This is a genomic window from Sphaerisporangium corydalis (assembly GCF_025506355.1).
GTDB classification, from domain to species: Bacteria; Actinomycetota; Actinomycetes; order Streptosporangiales; family Streptosporangiaceae; genus Sphaerisporangium; species Sphaerisporangium corydalis.
This window is the reverse complement of the sequence record NZ_JANZYP010000005.1, coordinates 1-15,030: the sequence shown is the minus strand read 5'-3', so window position 1 is coordinate 15,030 and position 15,030 is coordinate 1. Positions and strand designations below refer to the sequence as shown.

Genomic DNA, 15,030 nt, shown 5'->3' with positions numbered 1-15,030 from the left:
TTACGGCCCCTTGGAGGTTTCCACGGTTACCGAGACCACGCCGTGATCTGTCACACCGCCCCGGAAGCGCGGGCCCGCCGCCAAAGCGAGGGGCCGCCCACCGGAACCCCGGCGGACGGCCCCTCGGCCACGGTCCGGCCTCAGCCGGCCATCTTCTTCTTCAGGTTCTCGTCCAGGGCCGCCAGGAAGTCCTGGGTGGTCAGCCACTTGGCGTCGCCGCCGACGATCAGGGCGAGGTCCTTGGTCATCTGACCGCCCTCGACGGTCTCGACGCAGACCCGCTCCAGCGTCTCCGCGAAGGCGGTCACCTCGGGCTGGGAGTCGAGCTTGCCGCGGTGGGCCAGCCCGCGCGTCCACGCGAAGATCGAGGCGATCGGGTTGGTGGAGGTCGGGTTGCCCTTCTGGTGCTCGCGGTAGTGGCGGGTGACTGTGCCGTGGGCGGCCTCCGCCTCGACCGTGCGGCCGTCGGGGGACATCAGCACCGAGGTCATCAGGCCGAGCGAGCCGAAGCCCTGCGCGACCGTGTCGGACTGCACGTCACCGTCGTAGTTCTTGCACGCCCAGACGTAGCCGCCCTCCCACTTCATCGAGGCGGCCACCATGTCGTCGATGAGCCGGTGCTCGTAGATGATGCCGGCGGCCTCGAAGTCGGCCTTGAACTCGCTCTCAAAGACCTCGGCGAAGATGTCCTTGAACCGGCCGTCGTAGGTCTTGAGGATCGTGTTCTTGGTCGACAGGTAGACCGGGTAGTTACGGTCCAGGCCGTACCTCATGGAGGCGCGCGCGAAGTCGCGGATCGACTCGTCCAGGTTGTACATCGCCAGCGCGACGCCGGGGCCCGGGAAGTCGTAGACGTCGAGCTCGATGGGCTCCGAGCCGTCCTTCGGGGTGAAGGTCAGGGTCAGCGTCCCCTCGCCCGGCACCTTGAGGTCGGTGGCGCGGTACTGGTCGCCGAAGGCGTGGCGGCCGATCACGATGGGCTTGGTCCAGCCGGGGACCAGCCTCGGCACGTTGGACATGATGATCGGCTCGCGGAAGATGACGCCGCCGAGGATGTTGCGGATCGTCCCGTTCGGGGACCGCCACATCTTCTTGAGGCCGAACTCCTCCACGCGGGCCTCGTCGGGGGTGATGGTCGCGCACTTCACCCCGACGCCGTGCTCCTTGATGGCGTTGGCGGCGTCGATCGTGACCTGGTCGTCGGTCGCGTCACGATGCTCGATCCCCAGGTCGTAGTACTTGAGGTCGACGTCGAGGTAGGGCAGGATCAGCTGGTCCTTGATGAACTTCCAGATGATCCGGGTCATCTCGTCGCCGTCGAGTTCGACGACGGGACCCGCTACCTTGATCTTGGGCATGCTTGGGGTTCCCCTTCTTGCAACTGCTAACGGCTAGGCTGACCAAACGGTCGTTTTGTGGACGCATCGGCGGGGTGAGGCTACCGGACCGGGCGGAACCGGCTACTGCCTACCCATGACCCACTGCACGGCGACGCTGAGGGCGACCACGGTCATGACGCCGCCGAGCACTCCGGAGACGATGGCGTCGGTGCGCCTGTCCCGCGTGGCGAGCATGGTCTCCCGGTCGCCGGGGGCGAGCAGGCGCAGCACGGCGCCGAACAGCACCGAGAAGGCCACGATCAATGAGCCCGCCCACGCGGGCAGGCCCATGGCGATCGCCCCGAGGCCGGCGGCCGCACCCGCAAGAACCAGCAGGTACGACCCCCAGCCCCTACCGTTCGTCAATCGGTGTCCACTTCTGGTCACGCTCTCCGATGTACTCGCTGTCCGGGCGGATGAGCCGGTTGTCAGCGTGCTGCTCGATCACGTGGGCCGTCCAGCCGGCCATCCTGCTGACCGAGAAGACCGCGGTGAACAGGTCCGTCGGGATTCCCAGATAGTGGTAGACCGTCGCGGCGTAGAAGTCGACGTTCGGGAACAGGCCCTTCTCCGCGAGGACGACCTCTTCCATCTCCTTCGACATCCGATAGTAGGTGTCGTCTCCGCTCGCCTCGGCCAACTCCCGCGACATCTTCCGCAGGTGGGTCGCGCGGGGGTCCTCGGTCTTGTAGACCCGGTGGCCGAAGCCCATGATCTTCTCGCCGCCCGCGAGCTTGGCCCGCACGGCCTGCGCGACGCCGCCGGAGGGGATGCTTTCGAGGGTCCGCATGACCTGCTCGTTCGCGCCGCCGTGCAGCGGGCCCTTCAGCGTGCCGATCGCGGCCACGATCGCCGAGTGCATGTCCGACAGCGTCGCCGCGCACACGCGGGCCGCGAACGTCGAGGCGTTCATGGTGTGGTCGGCGTGCAGCACGAGGCATTCGTCGAAGAAGTCGATCTCCGTCTGCTCCGGCGCGCGACCCGTGATCTGCAGCAGGAAGTTGGCCGCGACGCTGAGGGACGGGTCGGGCTCGCGCGCGGTGGCGCCGGTGCGTGCCGCGTGGTAACGCGCGACGAGGGTCGGCTGCTGGGCCGTCAGCCGCGCCGCCTTGCGGCGGTTGGCGTCGGCCTCGTTGGAGTCCTTGTCCGCGTCCTCGGCGCCGGCCAGGGAGACCATGCTCCGGAGCGCCTCCATCGGGCCCTGCTTCTCCGTGATCTCCGCGATGTTCGCCTCGACGAGGGCACCGAGGGTACGGCCCTGGACGAGTTCGGCTCCGTAGTCGGCGAGCTGCCGTCGCGTGGGGAGCGTGCCGTGCTGAAGCAGGTGCGCTGTCTCTTCGAAACTCGTACGGCCGGCCAGATCATGGATGTCGTAGCCGCGGTAGAAGAGGCGACCGGCTTTGCCATCGATGTCGCTCAGCGCTGTTGACGCGGCGACGACATCGGCGAGGCCTTTGGTGGGGTTGTCCGCCATGTGTTGTTTCCTCCGCTTATCTTCGTCCGAAGTCTACCTGTGAGCAGGTAAAACCGTCCGAGGAGGTCCCGGTCAATTTCTGCAGTGATTCTCGTTATGGCAAAGGCGATTCCCCAACCCCTCGTTTGGGTAAGCCGGAGCTGTAGCGGAAGTAACGGCGGGCTACCTGGGGAGGAACTGCCGTGGAGGGGCCGTTCATACGCGTCGAGGACACCGGCGAGGTCGTCCCGTTGCGCCCCGAGATCACGACGATCGGCCGAGGCCGAGGCGTCGACGTGAGGCTGGCCGACCCGAGCGTGTCACGTTTGCACGCCGAGTTCGTCCGCCGTGGACCTTACCTGTACGTCGTTGACCTGGGCTTGTCCCGCAACGGCACACGGGTGAACGGCAGGCCGATCGCCCGGAGGGTGCTGGACGACGGCGACGTCGTCTCCTTCGGAGCGGCGCGCTGTCGGGTGGGCGGACTGCCGAGGGAGGACTTCGCGCCGGAGGTGGAACTGCGCCGTGCGGCGGCGCCCGAGCTCACCAGGCGGGAGGTCGACGTGCTGACCTCCCTGTGCCGGCCGGCGCTGTCGGACGAGGCGTTCGTCGCGCCCGCGACCGCGCGGGAGATCGCCGACGACCTGGTGGTGACCGAGGCGGCCGTCAAGCAGCACCTGCTGCGGCTGTACCAGAAGTTCCGCATCCCGGAGGGCATCAACCGGCGCACGAGGCTGGCCAACGAGGTCGTCGCCCTCGGCCTGGTCCGCCCCACCCCGGTCGTCCCGCCCCAACGCACCTCGGGCCCCGGCGAGAACCCACCCCAGACCGCCAACCGCCGCGCCTCGTAGCCCTGCCGGAGCCCCCAAGCGGGGGCTCCAGGCAGTCCGGTCCCGTGCGGGGAGTACTGGGCGAACTACCCTGGGTGGACGGGGCGTGGTTGCTACCGTGTGACCATGACAGTCGAGGTCCGGAGCCAGATCATTACCGACCCAGAGCTTCCCGACTGGCTGATCCCACCATCGAAGGGTTTCACTGCCAACGACCTCGATCACCTTGTGGAATTGCCCGCGCACACAGAGTTGCTTGATGGAAGCTTGGTCTTCGTGAGCCCTCAAGCCTCCTTCCACACGATCACGCTCTACGTCCTCGAAAAAGGACTGCGCGGGAACGCTCCCGCCGACCTTCGAGTGCGACGGGAGATGAGCGTCGTCCTCGGCCCCCGGCAGCGTCCTGAGCCCGACCTCGTCGTCCTCCAGGCGACCGCCGATCCCGGCCCCGACGTCACGGCTTACGAGGCCGCCGACATCCTGCTCGCGGTCGAGGTCGTCGACCCCGCCTCGCAGACCCGTGATCGGGGCCGCAAGCCGCAGCTTTATGCCTCTGCCGGCATCGGTCACTTCTGGCGGGTCGAGCAGAACAGCGGGCGGGTGACGGTGTACGTGTACGAACTGGACCCGGCCACCTCCGTCTACTCCCTTATGGGGATCCACCACGACAAGCTGCACCTGACCGTTCCGTTCGAGATCGAGATCGACCTCACCGAGATCGAGAACCTCTGACATCCGGGTCGCTCGGATCAGGCGCCCGTCCGCGCGGGGCGTCCCCTCGAGTCCGGTGACCAAGTGCTGGGGGTTCCGGCGTGCCGGGAGGGGCTTTTCTTTTCGGCCGAATGGCGGGAGGCCGTCATTCGAGACCGGTCGGGCATCATTCCCCGGGAGATCGTCACCGGCCGCCCGCCGGCGTTCGCCCGGACCGAGGGGCTCACCGGCGGCCGGGGGCGGCACCGCGAGGAGCAGGCCAAGCCCTCCTGAGGGCGGCTCGGGAAGGTGATCGTCCGGCCCGGGCGCGTACGCCCGGGCGCCGTGGGCGGGGTACGCCCGAGTGCGAGACTTGACCCCATCCGCAACAAGCCTGTTACGCCCAAGGGTTGACCTTGGGCGACCGTACGGGGATAACTGTGCCGGGGGGGTCCCGCAACCCGTACTTTGGAGCTGTGGATGAGCAGCGTGCCCTCGCCCGCACTGATCGGACGCGCCTCTGAGCTGCGGGCTGTGATCGGCGCCATGACACGGCCACCGGCGGTCGTGCTGGTGGAGGGCGAGGCGGGCATGGGGAAGACCCGGCTCGTGCGCGCCGCGCTCGGCCGTCTCCCCTCCGGCGACCGGGCCGTTCTCCTCGGCTACTGCCACCAGATCCGCGAGCCGTTCCCGTACGGGCCGGTGTTCGAGGCGCTGCGGGACATCGCGGGGCGGCTCCCCGCCGCGCAGGCGCTCAACCCGGTGACCGGTGCGCTGCGCGGCTATCTTCCTGAACTGTCCTCCGCCCTGCCGCCGTCCCCGCAGCCGCTGGACGACCCCCGGGCCGAACGGCACCGCGTGTTCCGCGCGATCCGCGCCCTGCTGGCGGCCGTCGGACCGGCCGTGCTCGTCATCGAAGACCTGCACTGGGCCGACGACGGCACCCGTGACCTGCTGCGTTTCCTCACCGGCCAGCCGCCGGAAGGGCTGGCGGTGGTGGCGACGTACCGGCGGGAGAGCCACGGCACGGCCCGCTCCCCCCTGGGCCGCGCCTACCTGCACCAGCCGGACACCACCAGCGTGGTGGTGCCGCTGGCGCCGCTGAACGTCGCCGACGTCGGCAGGCTGGCCGGCGCCCTGCTGGAGCGGGGCGACCTGCCGCCCGAGTTCGTCGCCCGGCTGCACGAGCGCACGGCGGGCATCCCGTTCGTCGTCGAGGAGATGGTCAGGTCACTGCCCGATGCCGAGGAACCCGACGCGCTCGACCGCGCCGGGGTGCCGCTGCTGCTGCGCGAGGCGATGGCCGAGCGGATGGCCGGGCTGTCGTACGCGGCGGTGGGCGCGGTGCAGGCGGCGGCCGTGCTGCGCCTGCCCGCCGCCGAACAGTTGATCACCTCGGTCGGCGGGCACTCCGCGGGGCTGGGCGAGGCGCTGCGCGCGGGTGTGCTGCACGAGCACCCCGGCGGCCGGTACGGCTTCCGGCACGCGCTGGCCCAGCAGGCCGTGTACGACGCCGTCCCCGGGCCGGACCGCCGGTCGGCGCACGACCGCGCGATGAAGGCGCTCGGCGCGATGGACTCCCCTCCGCTGGTCCAGCTCGCGTTCCACGCCAGGCAGGCAGGGGACACCGAGGCCTGGCTGCGTCACGGCACCGCCGCCGCCCACCAGGCCGCCGCGCTCGGGGACACCGCGCTGGCCATCGAGGTGGTCGAGGGCATGCTCGACGACCCCGGCCTGCCGGCGCCCGACCGGGGGCCGCTCGCGCTGATGCTGAGCCGCTTCGCCGCGACCGGCCTGTCCCACCAGCGGGTGGTCCGGCTGCTGCGCCACGTGCTGCGGGACGACTTCCTGTCCAGCGACGCGCGCGGCGAGGCGCGGCTCAACCTCGGGGTCGTGCTGTCCAACCAGGCGGGCGACACGGCCGCCGGGCGGCCCGAGATCATGGCCGCCCTCGCGGAGCTGAGCCACCGGCCGACGCTCGCCGCCCGGGGCTGGGCCAGCCTGGCGATGCCCGAATGGGGCACCGAGTCGCTGGCGCAGCACGAGGAATGGATGGCCTGCGCCGAGTCGCTCGTCGCCACCGCCGACAACCCGGAGCTCGCCGCGGCCGTCCTCGCCAACCGGGCCTCCTTCGAGATGACGACCGGCTCCCCCGACGCCTTCGCCATCGCCGCCACCCTGCCGGCCGCCGACCCGCGCACGGCGGTACGGCGCGAGGTCGCCCGGGCGTACTGCAACCTGCACGACTCGGCGACCAGCCTCGGGCTGTACGGCGCGGCCGAGAAGTTCGCGCAGAAGGGGCGGCGGCTCGCGGTGGAGACCGGCGCCCAGTACCCCGCCTACCTGCTGGACGTGTCGACGATCCGCAGGGAGTGGCTCACCGGGCGGTGGGAGGGGCTTCGCGACCGTGCGGTGTCGCTGGGCGAGCTGGCCACCGAGACCCCGCTGATCGCGGTGGACGTCTGGCTGGTGCTGGGCCTGCTCGCCCTGGCGACGGGCGAGTGGGAGGAGGCTGTCAAGCACTTCTACGGCGCGGGACTGGACGCGCCGGACGCCCGGTACGTCCCGATCGTCGCCGCCGCGGCCGGTGGGCTCATCGACCTGTACCTGACCCGCGGCATGCTGGACGAAGCGGTCGCCGAGGCCGAGCGGGCCGTCGCCCGATTACGCCAGAAGGGTGTGTGGGTGTGGGGCGCCAACCTGGTGCCCTCGGCGGTCACCGCGTTCGCCTGGGCCGGGCGGGTGAAGACGGCGGCCGAGCTGGTGGCCGACTTCGGCGCCGGGATCGCCGACCGGATCGCGCCCGCCGCGCACGCCGCCCTCGACGCCGCCCGGGGCGCGCTCGCCTCCGCCGAGTGCCGGCACGCCGACGCGATCGGCTTCTTCGCCCGCGCCCGCGACGCGTACGCCGTGCTGCCCCAGCCGTACTCGGCGGCGCGGGCGGGCGAGGGCGAGGCGCGGGCCAGGCTCGCGCTCGGGGACGGGGGCGCGGTCGCCGGGTTCACCGAACTGGCGGAGCGGTTCGGCCAGCTCGGCGCCACCCATGACGCCGCCAGGTGCAGGCGCGTGCTCCGGGACATCGGCGTGGAGTTCCAGCTCCCGCGCGGGCGGCGGCGCAACGCCAGCGCGCTGTCCCAGCGGGAGCGGGAGGTGGCCAGGCTCGTCGCGCTCGGCCGGACCAACCGGGAGATCGCCGACGTGCTGTTCCTGTCCACGCGGACGGTGGAGAGCCACGTCGCCACCGTGCTGCGCAAACTCGGCGTCCGGTCCCGCACGCAGGTGGCCTCCCCGGCCTCTCCCGCGGCGCCGCCCGTACCCTGAGCCTCGCTTTGTTCGCTCGCGCGACCCTGGACGCGACGAACCCCCGGGACCAGGGAAGGTGGTCCCAGGGGTTCGCCCTGCCGTTCTCGATCAGACCGTGATGGCCCAGGAGCTTTCGTTCAGATCCTGACGCTCCAGGATCCTGCGTTCAGATCCTGACGGTCCCGGCGTACTCGATCAGACCGTGATGGTCCAGGAGTCGAGGAAACCGGTGTCGAGGGAGAAGTCGTCACGCACTTCGAGTCGCCACGTGCCCGCCGCCACCTGCGTCACCGGCACCGAGTAGTTCCGGGTCCCATACGAGGTGCAGCTGGAGCCGCCGGACGTGTCGATCGTGTAGAACGTGCCGTTCGGGCCCTGGAGGCGGATCCGGAGGTCCTCCGCGCAGGTGTGCGAGATGGTCACGCTGACCTGGACCGGCGACACCGCGTTGCCGGTCGCCGTCGAGGTGATCGGGCTGGTGACCGTCCCGAAGTCGTTGATCGTGAAGTTGGTCCCGTTGGTGAACGTGCGCCCACCTGAGGTGCCCGTCACGGTCAGCGAGTACGCCGCAGTGTGCGTGGCGCCGCTGCCGGTGCCCGTGACGGTCACGGTGTACGTGCCGGGGGACGTCGACGAGGTGGTGCTGATGGTCAGGGTGGAGGAGGAGCCCGAGGTCACCGAGGACGGGCTGAAGCTCGCGGAGGCACCGGACGGCAGGCCGGACGCCGAGAGGGCGACCGTCTGCGCGCTACCCGAGGTGGTGCTCGTGCCGACGGTGGTGGTCGCGGCCGATCCCGGCGCCACCGAACCCGAGGTGGGGCTCAGCGACAGGGAGAAGTCGTTGCTCGACGAGCTGCAGGTCGGCTCGCCCGACTGCACCGGGACGCTGATCGCGTTCCAGGCGGCCTTGGTCGCCGCGCACTCGGCGCTGCCGGCGCCGTACAGTTCGACCGCCGCCGCCAGCGACGCCGACCTGATGCCGGCGTAACGCCAGGTCGAGGTCTTGCGCTGGAGGGCGCCCATGTAGATCTTGCCGGCCTTCTGGATGGTGATGCCGGTCACCGACGAGGGTCCGCCGGAGCAGATCGGGCTGGACGGCTTGCCGCCGCCGGGCGCGGAGCCCTCGGCGAGCAGGTAGAACCAGTGGTTCAGCGGGCCGGCCGCCGAGTGCACCTCGGTGCTCGGGATCGAGGACGACCAGCAGTTGGGGTCCCCGGCGAGGGACGGGTTGTACATGTAGCGGATCGGGCCGTCGCCGACCAGGTTGACCTCTTCGCCGACCTGGTAGTCCGGCGGGTCGTTCGGGTTGTTGGCGTAGGCCTCGGTCAGCGAGCCGAAGATGTCGCCCGTCGACTCGTTGATGCCGCCGTTCTCGTTACCGGAGCCGGCGCCGCCCGGGGTGGTCTGGAAGATCGCGTGACCGAACTCGTGGGCCACCACGTCCATGGGCGTGGCCTGGCGCTGGTTGTCCTGCGAGTGGCCGAAGTTGGTGTAGCTGCCGTTCCAGTAGGCGTTCACGTCGGCCAGGCCCACGCGCGTGGGGAAGCCGCCGCCGCTGCCGTTGATGCCGTTGCGGCCGAGCCAGGCGCTCAGCATGTCCCATTCGCGCTGGACGCTGTAGAGGGCGTCGACGCAGGCGGTCTCCAGGTTCGTGCCGCTGCCGGTGCCCCAGGAGTCGTCGGTGCCGGTGTAGGCCGTGCCGCCCTGGCCGCCGCAGCGCAGGCCGCTGCGCGTGCTGTCGGTCATCGAGAACGAGGAGCCGGAGCCGCTCGTGTTGATGGTGACGGTGCCGTAGTAGTAGCCGTTGCCGGTACCGGCCTTCACCTCGTCGTAGGAGTCGGCGACCTCACCGGTGCCCGCGTCCACGAACACGTGCTGCTTGCTGGGCTTGCCGTCCAGGATGCCGGAGACGAGCGCCTCCCAGGCCAGGCGCGGCTTCTGACCCCAGTTCAGGACCACCAGGCGTGGCGCCGCGCTGTCGTCGGCGCGGGACAGGCGCGTCTTCGCCGTCTCGGTGGCGCTCTCGGCGCTCACCGTCGGGGAGGTCGCCACGTCCTGCGTCACGGCCGCACCGGCCGCCTTGGAGTCACGCACCCGCCCGCTCGCGTCGGCGACCACGACCGCGTCGCCGCCCACCATCGGCAGGCCCTTGTAGGCGCGCTCGTAGGCCACGTAGTACAGGCCACCGCTGCCCGGCGTCACGTTGGTACGCCGGTAGGTCTCGTTGCCGCTCACGCGCAGTTTGTCCAGACCGCTCGCCACGGCCTGGTCGGCCGCGGCCACGGCGCGGGCCGAGGGGTCGGCGGCGGACTGGACCTTGCCGTCACTGCCGGGCGGGGGCTTCGCGGACGCGGCGGTGGCGGGTACGACCACGCCGGCCAGGGCCATCGCGGCGGCTGCCGCGAGTACTACTTTGCGCCTCATGGGCGTCTTCCTTTCTCTGCCTCCCCTGCCGCCTCTCGCCGGGGTGGGCGTGCGGCGGCGGTCGCGCCGCAGGGGAGCACCTGGCGGCGGACACATGGGGAGTGGGGGTGATGAGAGAAATGAATGGTGGTTCTCGCCGTTCCGGGGCCTGTGGCGGCGTCCGGCCGACGGCGGAGGGGGCGTCCGGGAGTGGAAGCTGCTACGGCGGGAAGGTGGGGGAGGTCACTACGCGGCGCTCCTTCCTTGGCGAAGGCGGCAGGACGAACCGGCCTGTGCGCGACGCTAGGTCCACCGTCCGGGGTTGAACATCCGTAGTGACATCCGTATACGTACGTAAAAAAGCGACGAACCAGCACTCATCGTGTCGACAGCCCATTTATGCGCACCAAGTAACCGCACAAGGCCCCAGCGGGACGGTGCGCCCACCGAACCACCACTCACTCCTAAGAAACCTTGTCCTCGTTGTTGACGACGTTTCCCGCCGCTCACTATGGTCGTCTCTATTGGAGACAATGTTCGGTGCGCCCGGTGGGAAGGCGGGACTTCGCCCCAGGCGTGGTAGTCATGAGATCCACGAAGGAGGCGGACCGACAGGTTGGTGCACCATGACCGAGCACTACCTCGGCGTCATCGGCATCGGAGACGCGCTGGGGGTGAGCCGGCACGCGGTGCACAAATGGCGCTCCCGCTATCCGGACGGGTCGAACCATCCCTTTCCCGAGCCTGACGTCGAGGTCGACGGGGCGCCCGGCTGGCAGGCCGACCGGCTCGCGGAGATCGTCCGGTGGCGCGACGGCCTGCCGGGCCGGGGCGCGGGCGGCGGCCGTCCCTCCGCCGCACGCCAGGAGTACCTCAGGGCGGCGGCGGCCCGTGGCCTGGACCGCGACGAGGCCCTCCGCGCGCTCATCACGTTCACCGAAGAGTTCCCCGAGATGACCGAACCGGAACTCTGCGCCTGGCTCATCGAGAAGTGGCGTAAATAACCCCTCCCGCCCACACTGACAAGACGAAAGGCGATGCCGCATGCCCAAAACCACCACGAAAACCCCACCAGGCTCCGCCGAGACGACACCGGGACCGGTCGACGAGGAGACCGCATCAGGGCTCGCCGGCACCGGGGCCACACCGGGTTTCGTCGGCACGGAGGCGGCACCGGGACCCGTACGCGGGGAGACCGTGCCGGGGTTCGAAGGAGTGCGGGAGGCGTTCGCGGCGAATCTGGCCGATGGCCAGGAAGTGGGCGCCGCGGTCGCCGTCTACCTACACGGCCGCAAGGTCGTCGACCTGTGGGGCGGGATCGCCGACCCCGAGACCGGGCGCCCCTGGGAGCGCGACACCCTGCAGGTCGTGTTCTCCACCACCAAGGGCGTCACCGCCGCCTGCGCGCACCTGCTGCACCAACGCGGCGAACTGGACCTCGACGCACCCGTGGCCCGGTACTGGCCGGAGTTCGCGGCGCACGGGAAGGATCGGATCCCCGTCCGCTGGCTGCTCACCCACCAGGCCGGGCTGCCCGTGCTCGACCACCCCGTCACCCCGGCGGAGGCCATCGCCTGGGAGCCGATGGTGACCGCCCTGGCCGCCCAGCGTCCGGCATGGGAGCCGGGCACCGCGCACGGCTACCACGCGCTCACCTACGGCTGGCTGGTCGGCGAGGTCGTCCGCCGGGCGACCGGCCGCAGCATCGGCACGGTCCTCGCGGAGGAGATCGCCGCACCGCTCGACCTGGACCTGTGGATCGGGCTGCCAGAAACCGAGCGGCACCGGGTCAGCCGGATCATCACCACCCCGCCCGACGTCGAGGCCCTGGCCCGGATCGACCTGGACGCCCTTCCCGAAGCCGTGCGCGACGTGATGGCGGCCTACGCCGACCCGGCGTCACTGACCGTCCGGGCGATGACGGGCGTCGTCACGCCTCCGCTGGACCACAACGACCCCGGTGAGCAGTCCGCCGAGATGCCCTCGACCAACGGCATCTGCACCGCCCGCGCGCTGGCCCGCTTCTACGCCGCGCTCATCGGCGAGGTGGACGGGCATCGCATCCTCTCCCCCGGCACCCTGGCCTCGGCGACAGCGCCGCAGGTGAGCGGCATCGACCGCGTCCTGCGCGTGCCCGTCCGCATCGGCAGCGGTTTCGGCCTGCCGACGCCCGACGCCTTCTGGTACAGCGAGACCGCCTTCGGCTTCCCCGGCTACGGCGGCTCCCTCGGCTTCGCCGACCCGGCGACCGGCCTCGCCTTCGGCTACGTCATGAACAACGTGCGGACGGGCGCCCCCGACCCGAGAGCCGCCACCCTCCACACCGCACTCCAGACCGCGATCAGGTCCCAGGCTCACTGATCTGCCGACGGGACTCGCGGTCCATACCCCAGACCGCGATCACGTCCCAGGCTCACTGAGCTGCCGGCGGGACTCGCGTTCCATCATCGCGCTGAACCGCGCGTCGCGATCACCCTCCGCGCGCCGTGCCGTGTAGACGAGGGTGTACCCGTCCGGGTCGGTGACCCGGAGGTCCCGGGTGTTCCAGGGCGTGTCGACGGGACCCTCGACCACTCCCCCACCATGAGCGCGAGCCCGTTCGGCGAGCCCGTCGAGCTGATCCCGTTCGGCCATCATGCTGATCGTCCATCCCGCACCGGCGGTCGCCTCTCCCGGCCGCACCAGGATGTCCTGATACCGCCAGCGACGCAGATGCACCAGCCCCGCACCGCCACCAGGCCCGGGCATGGTGAACAGCACGACGAAGTCCAGCCCGTTCACATACCAGTCGACCGCCCGATCGAGATCACCCACGACCAGCGTGACAAAGGCCGGCATCCCATAAATCTCCCGGCTCACCTCGGGCACCACCGATTCCATGCGCCCCACCCTGCACCCTCCACCAACTGGAGAGTCAACCGGCCGAACCGCCACGGCCGTTAGGAGGACCACGGCCGTCCGGACCATCACGGTCGTCCGGGACATCACGGTCGTCCGGGACATCCCGGAGTCACGGCCGTCCGGGATGCCCGGGGCCGTCCGCCGGGATCTCGAACCACACCACGTGGCCGTCGACGTCCTTGCGCCAGCCCCACGAGGCGGCCAACTCGCTGACCAGCCACAACCCGCGCCCACTCTCGTCACCCTGACCGGGTTCCGGCTGGATTCGCGGGCTGTCGGCCGACCCCGCGTCGGTCACGCCCACCTGGATCGTCTTTCCGCGATCGACGACGGCCACGGTCAGCAGGCCATCGGCGCGACGCCCGGAATCCGAATGCCGTACGGCGTTCGCGACGAGCTCGCTCACCATGAGGACCGCTTCGTCCAGCTCCGAGCAGCCGGCCACGAGCAGGGTCTCCCGGACGAACGCCCGTGCGACCGACGCGGAAGTGGCCTTTCCCGGCAATTCCGCCCTGCCAAGCAGGACCTCCGTCTTCACGGGACCATCTCGCACACACGCCTCACCGCGCGCTCGCATACGCGCCCGACCGCGTCGCCGTCGGCGCGTTCGAAGTACGCGGACCTCGTCGTCATGGTTCCTCGCCCTTTACGGTCTTCGAGAGTGTTCACCCTCAGCGTTTTCACCCTCACCGACAGCGAGGATCGTCCGCTCAGACTGCCTTCTGACCGAGACGGCCCGCGTCGCGATTCGGAGTCCGCTTAAGACCAGATAATGACGAGCCACGGATTCCCGGGACGTTCACCCGGCATTGCGGTTTCATCGAAGGAGCGATTTCCTATCTCTGGAGAAACCGATGGACAATGAGAGGTCACTCGCGACAGGATCTCCGCGCGTGCGTTTCGGCATGGAGTTGCGTCGGCTGCGTGAGGCCTCAGAGCTCTCGCAGTACGCCATAGCGGCCCGCCTGGGGTGCACTCAGGCTCATATCAGCCGTTTGGAACTCGCCAAGCGAACGCCCTCGAAATCCGATGCCGAACGGCTGGACCGAATTTTTGGATCTACCGAAAAACAGCATTTTGTCGGCCTACGACAGCGAATCGTCTCCCAATCAGGCGGGCCGGGGTGGTTCGTGAGCTGGGCAGAGGAGATCGAACCCCGCGCCCTCGTACTCCGATCGTGGGATCCCTTGCTCGTCCCGGGACTTCTCCAGACGGAGTCGTATGCCCGAGAAGTCCTGAGCAAGGAACCTCGGACCACCAGTCAACAGATAGAGGAACGAGTACGGTCTCGCATAAGGCGACGCGGGATCATCGACAGGAACGATCCTCCTTTGCTGCTCTTTCTCCTCGACGCGTGCGTCCTTCGTCGCGAGGTCGGTGGCAGGGAGGTGATGATGGAGCAGCTCGACTACCTCCTTCAGTTCGGGCAACATCCCACGGTCTTCCTCCAACTGGTCGATCCGCGCTGCCTGGCCGGGCTCTCGGGAGGATTCATGATCGCCGAGATGCCTGACGGTGAACCGGACACCATTCACGCGGACTCCTCGGCCGAGGGACAGGTCTCTGACAGACCGGACCTTGCGGTGTCCATGTGGGACCGCTATGAGGCCATACGGCTGTGGGCCTATCCTGAACAGGTATCCACTCAAATGATCAAAGAAGCGAGGCAGGAATGGACCTGAGCATCGCCTCCTGGCGAAAGTCCTCCTATTCAGGGTCCAATGGCGGACAGTGCGTGGAAGTCGCGGTCAACCTACCGAGTGTGGTGGCGATTCGCGACAGTAAGGACATGAGCCCGGACGCTCCGATCCTCCTTTCGCCGGCTTCCAGTTGGAAGTCTTTTATCAGCGGGATCAAGAGCCACTCACTAAACAACTGAAACGCCGCAGGTGACGAGGCCCCTTACCGGTCAGCCGCCGTAACACGGCGCCGGATCCACCGACCCACACCCCACCGCTTCGGCGCCGGGAAACGAGACTCGTGAGCGGAGTGGGGTCGGTGGGCGTGGGGCGGGAGTGAGCGGACGCAGGGTCGGGCGTGGGCGGGAGTGAGCGGACGCGGGGGCGGGAGT

General features: G+C 69.7%; 14 protein-coding genes. 8 read left to right on the top strand and 6 right to left on the bottom strand.

Going from position 1 to position 15,030, the window contains the following annotated elements; genetic code table 11:
• Positions 1 to 140: 140 nt before the first annotated feature.
• The 3 genes from NYZ98_RS05305 to NYZ98_RS05295 form a co-directional block, all read right to left on the bottom strand.
• A complete protein-coding gene (locus NYZ98_RS05305; RefSeq protein ID WP_262841340.1) occupies positions 141 to 1,358 on the bottom strand; it encodes an NADP-dependent isocitrate dehydrogenase in 1,218 nt (405 codons plus the stop codon).
• Positions 1,359 to 1,460: 102 nt separating this feature from the next.
• Positions 1,461 to 1,745 carry a DUF3017 domain-containing protein gene (locus NYZ98_RS05300; RefSeq protein ID WP_262841339.1) on the bottom strand — a complete coding sequence of 95 codons (285 nt, stop codon included), beginning with the start codon at positions 1,743 to 1,745 and terminating at the stop codon, positions 1,461 to 1,463.
• The gene (locus tag NYZ98_RS05295) at positions 1,732 to 2,853 is read right to left on the bottom strand and encodes a citrate/2-methylcitrate synthase (RefSeq protein ID WP_262841338.1); all 1,122 of its coding nucleotides are present in this window, start codon (positions 2,851 to 2,853) and stop codon (positions 1,732 to 1,734) included. The genes NYZ98_RS05300 and NYZ98_RS05295 overlap by 14 nt, the downstream gene beginning before the upstream one ends.
• Positions 2,854 to 3,035: 182 nt before the next feature.
• On the opposite strand from NYZ98_RS05295, the gene NYZ98_RS05290 reads away from it, so the two are divergent.
• The 4 genes from NYZ98_RS05290 to NYZ98_RS05275 all read left to right on the top strand — a co-directional run bounded on the left by NYZ98_RS05290 (position 3,036) and on the right by NYZ98_RS05275 (position 7,673).
• Positions 3,036 to 3,683 carry an FHA domain-containing protein gene (locus NYZ98_RS05290; RefSeq protein WP_262841337.1) on the top strand — a complete coding sequence of 216 codons (648 nt, stop codon included), beginning with the start codon at positions 3,036 to 3,038 and terminating at the stop codon, positions 3,681 to 3,683.
• A gap of 105 nt (positions 3,684 to 3,788) precedes the next feature.
• On the top strand, positions 3,789 to 4,394 hold the full coding sequence (locus NYZ98_RS05285) for a Uma2 family endonuclease (protein ID WP_262841336.1): 606 nt from the start codon (positions 3,789 to 3,791) through the stop codon (positions 4,392 to 4,394).
• A 63-nt stretch (positions 4,395 to 4,457) separates the two neighbouring features.
• Positions 4,458 to 4,646: a hypothetical protein gene (locus NYZ98_RS05280; protein ID WP_262841335.1), complete on the top strand. Its 189-nt coding sequence runs from the start codon at positions 4,458 to 4,460 to the stop codon at positions 4,644 to 4,646.
• A gap of 186 nt (positions 4,647 to 4,832) precedes the next feature.
• Positions 4,833 to 7,673 carry an ATP-binding protein gene (locus NYZ98_RS05275; protein WP_262841334.1) on the top strand — a complete coding sequence of 947 codons (2,841 nt, stop codon included), beginning with the start codon at positions 4,833 to 4,835 and terminating at the stop codon, positions 7,671 to 7,673.
• 177 nt (positions 7,674 to 7,850) lie between these two features.
• On the opposite strand, the gene NYZ98_RS05270 is transcribed toward NYZ98_RS05275, so the two are convergent.
• Positions 7,851 to 10,079: a M4 family metallopeptidase gene (locus tag NYZ98_RS05270; protein WP_262841333.1), complete on the bottom strand. Its 2,229-nt coding sequence runs from the start codon at positions 10,077 to 10,079 to the stop codon at positions 7,851 to 7,853.
• A 605-nt stretch (positions 10,080 to 10,684) separates the two neighbouring features.
• On the opposite strand from NYZ98_RS05270, the gene NYZ98_RS05265 reads away from it, so the two are divergent.
• Positions 10,685 to 11,062 (top strand): hypothetical protein, encoded by a 378-nt coding sequence (locus tag NYZ98_RS05265; protein WP_262841332.1) that lies wholly within the window; start codon positions 10,685 to 10,687, stop codon positions 11,060 to 11,062.
• A 40-nt stretch (positions 11,063 to 11,102) separates the two neighbouring features.
• Entirely contained in the window at positions 11,103 to 12,419 is a 1,317-nt protein-coding gene (locus NYZ98_RS05260) for a serine hydrolase domain-containing protein (protein WP_262841331.1), read from the top strand.
• Between the two features lie 39 nt (positions 12,420 to 12,458).
• Here the strand turns inward: NYZ98_RS05260 and NYZ98_RS05255 are convergent, their stop codons facing one another.
• Entirely contained in the window at positions 12,459 to 12,938 is a 480-nt protein-coding gene (locus NYZ98_RS05255) for a VOC family protein (RefSeq protein WP_262841330.1), read from the bottom strand.
• Positions 12,939 to 13,068: 130 nt separating this feature from the next.
• Positions 13,069 to 13,497: an ATP-binding protein gene (locus NYZ98_RS05250; RefSeq protein WP_262841329.1), complete on the bottom strand. Its 429-nt coding sequence runs from the start codon at positions 13,495 to 13,497 to the stop codon at positions 13,069 to 13,071.
• Between the two features lie 316 nt (positions 13,498 to 13,813).
• Here NYZ98_RS05250 and NYZ98_RS05245 point away from each other — a divergent pair, with 316 nt between their 5' ends.
• Positions 13,814 to 14,641: a helix-turn-helix domain-containing protein gene (locus NYZ98_RS05245; RefSeq protein ID WP_316249532.1), complete on the top strand. Its 828-nt coding sequence runs from the start codon at positions 13,814 to 13,816 to the stop codon at positions 14,639 to 14,641.
• Positions 14,632 to 14,838, top strand: coding sequence for a DUF397 domain-containing protein (locus NYZ98_RS05240; protein WP_262841328.1), 207 nt, complete (start codon positions 14,632 to 14,634; stop codon positions 14,836 to 14,838). The genes NYZ98_RS05245 and NYZ98_RS05240 overlap by 10 nt, the downstream gene beginning before the upstream one ends.
• Positions 14,839 to 15,030: the final 192 nt, after the last annotated feature.

Coding starts and splice junctions, on each gene's coding strand:
- NYZ98_RS05240 (WP_262841328.1), top strand. CDS start 14,632: ATGGACCTGAGCATCGCCTCCTGGCGAAAGTCCTCCTATTCAGGGTCC.
- NYZ98_RS05285 (WP_262841336.1), top strand. CDS start 3,789: ATGACAGTCGAGGTCCGGAGCCAGATCATTACCGACCCAGAGCTTCCC.
- NYZ98_RS05295 (WP_262841338.1), bottom strand. CDS start 2,853: ATGGCGGACAACCCCACCAAAGGCCTCGCCGATGTCGTCGCCGCGTCA.
- NYZ98_RS05275 (WP_262841334.1), top strand. CDS start 4,833: ATGAGCAGCGTGCCCTCGCCCGCACTGATCGGACGCGCCTCTGAGCTG.
- NYZ98_RS05265 (WP_262841332.1), top strand. CDS start 10,685: ATGACCGAGCACTACCTCGGCGTCATCGGCATCGGAGACGCGCTGGGG.
- NYZ98_RS05260 (WP_262841331.1), top strand. CDS start 11,103: ATGCCCAAAACCACCACGAAAACCCCACCAGGCTCCGCCGAGACGACA.
- NYZ98_RS05305 (WP_262841340.1), bottom strand. CDS start 1,358: ATGCCCAAGATCAAGGTAGCGGGTCCCGTCGTCGAACTCGACGGCGAC.
- NYZ98_RS05255 (WP_262841330.1), bottom strand. CDS start 12,938: ATGGAATCGGTGGTGCCCGAGGTGAGCCGGGAGATTTATGGGATGCCG.
- NYZ98_RS05270 (WP_262841333.1), bottom strand. CDS start 10,079: ATGAGGCGCAAAGTAGTACTCGCGGCAGCCGCCGCGATGGCCCTGGCC.
- NYZ98_RS05245 (WP_316249532.1), top strand. CDS start 13,814: ATGGACAATGAGAGGTCACTCGCGACAGGATCTCCGCGCGTGCGTTTC.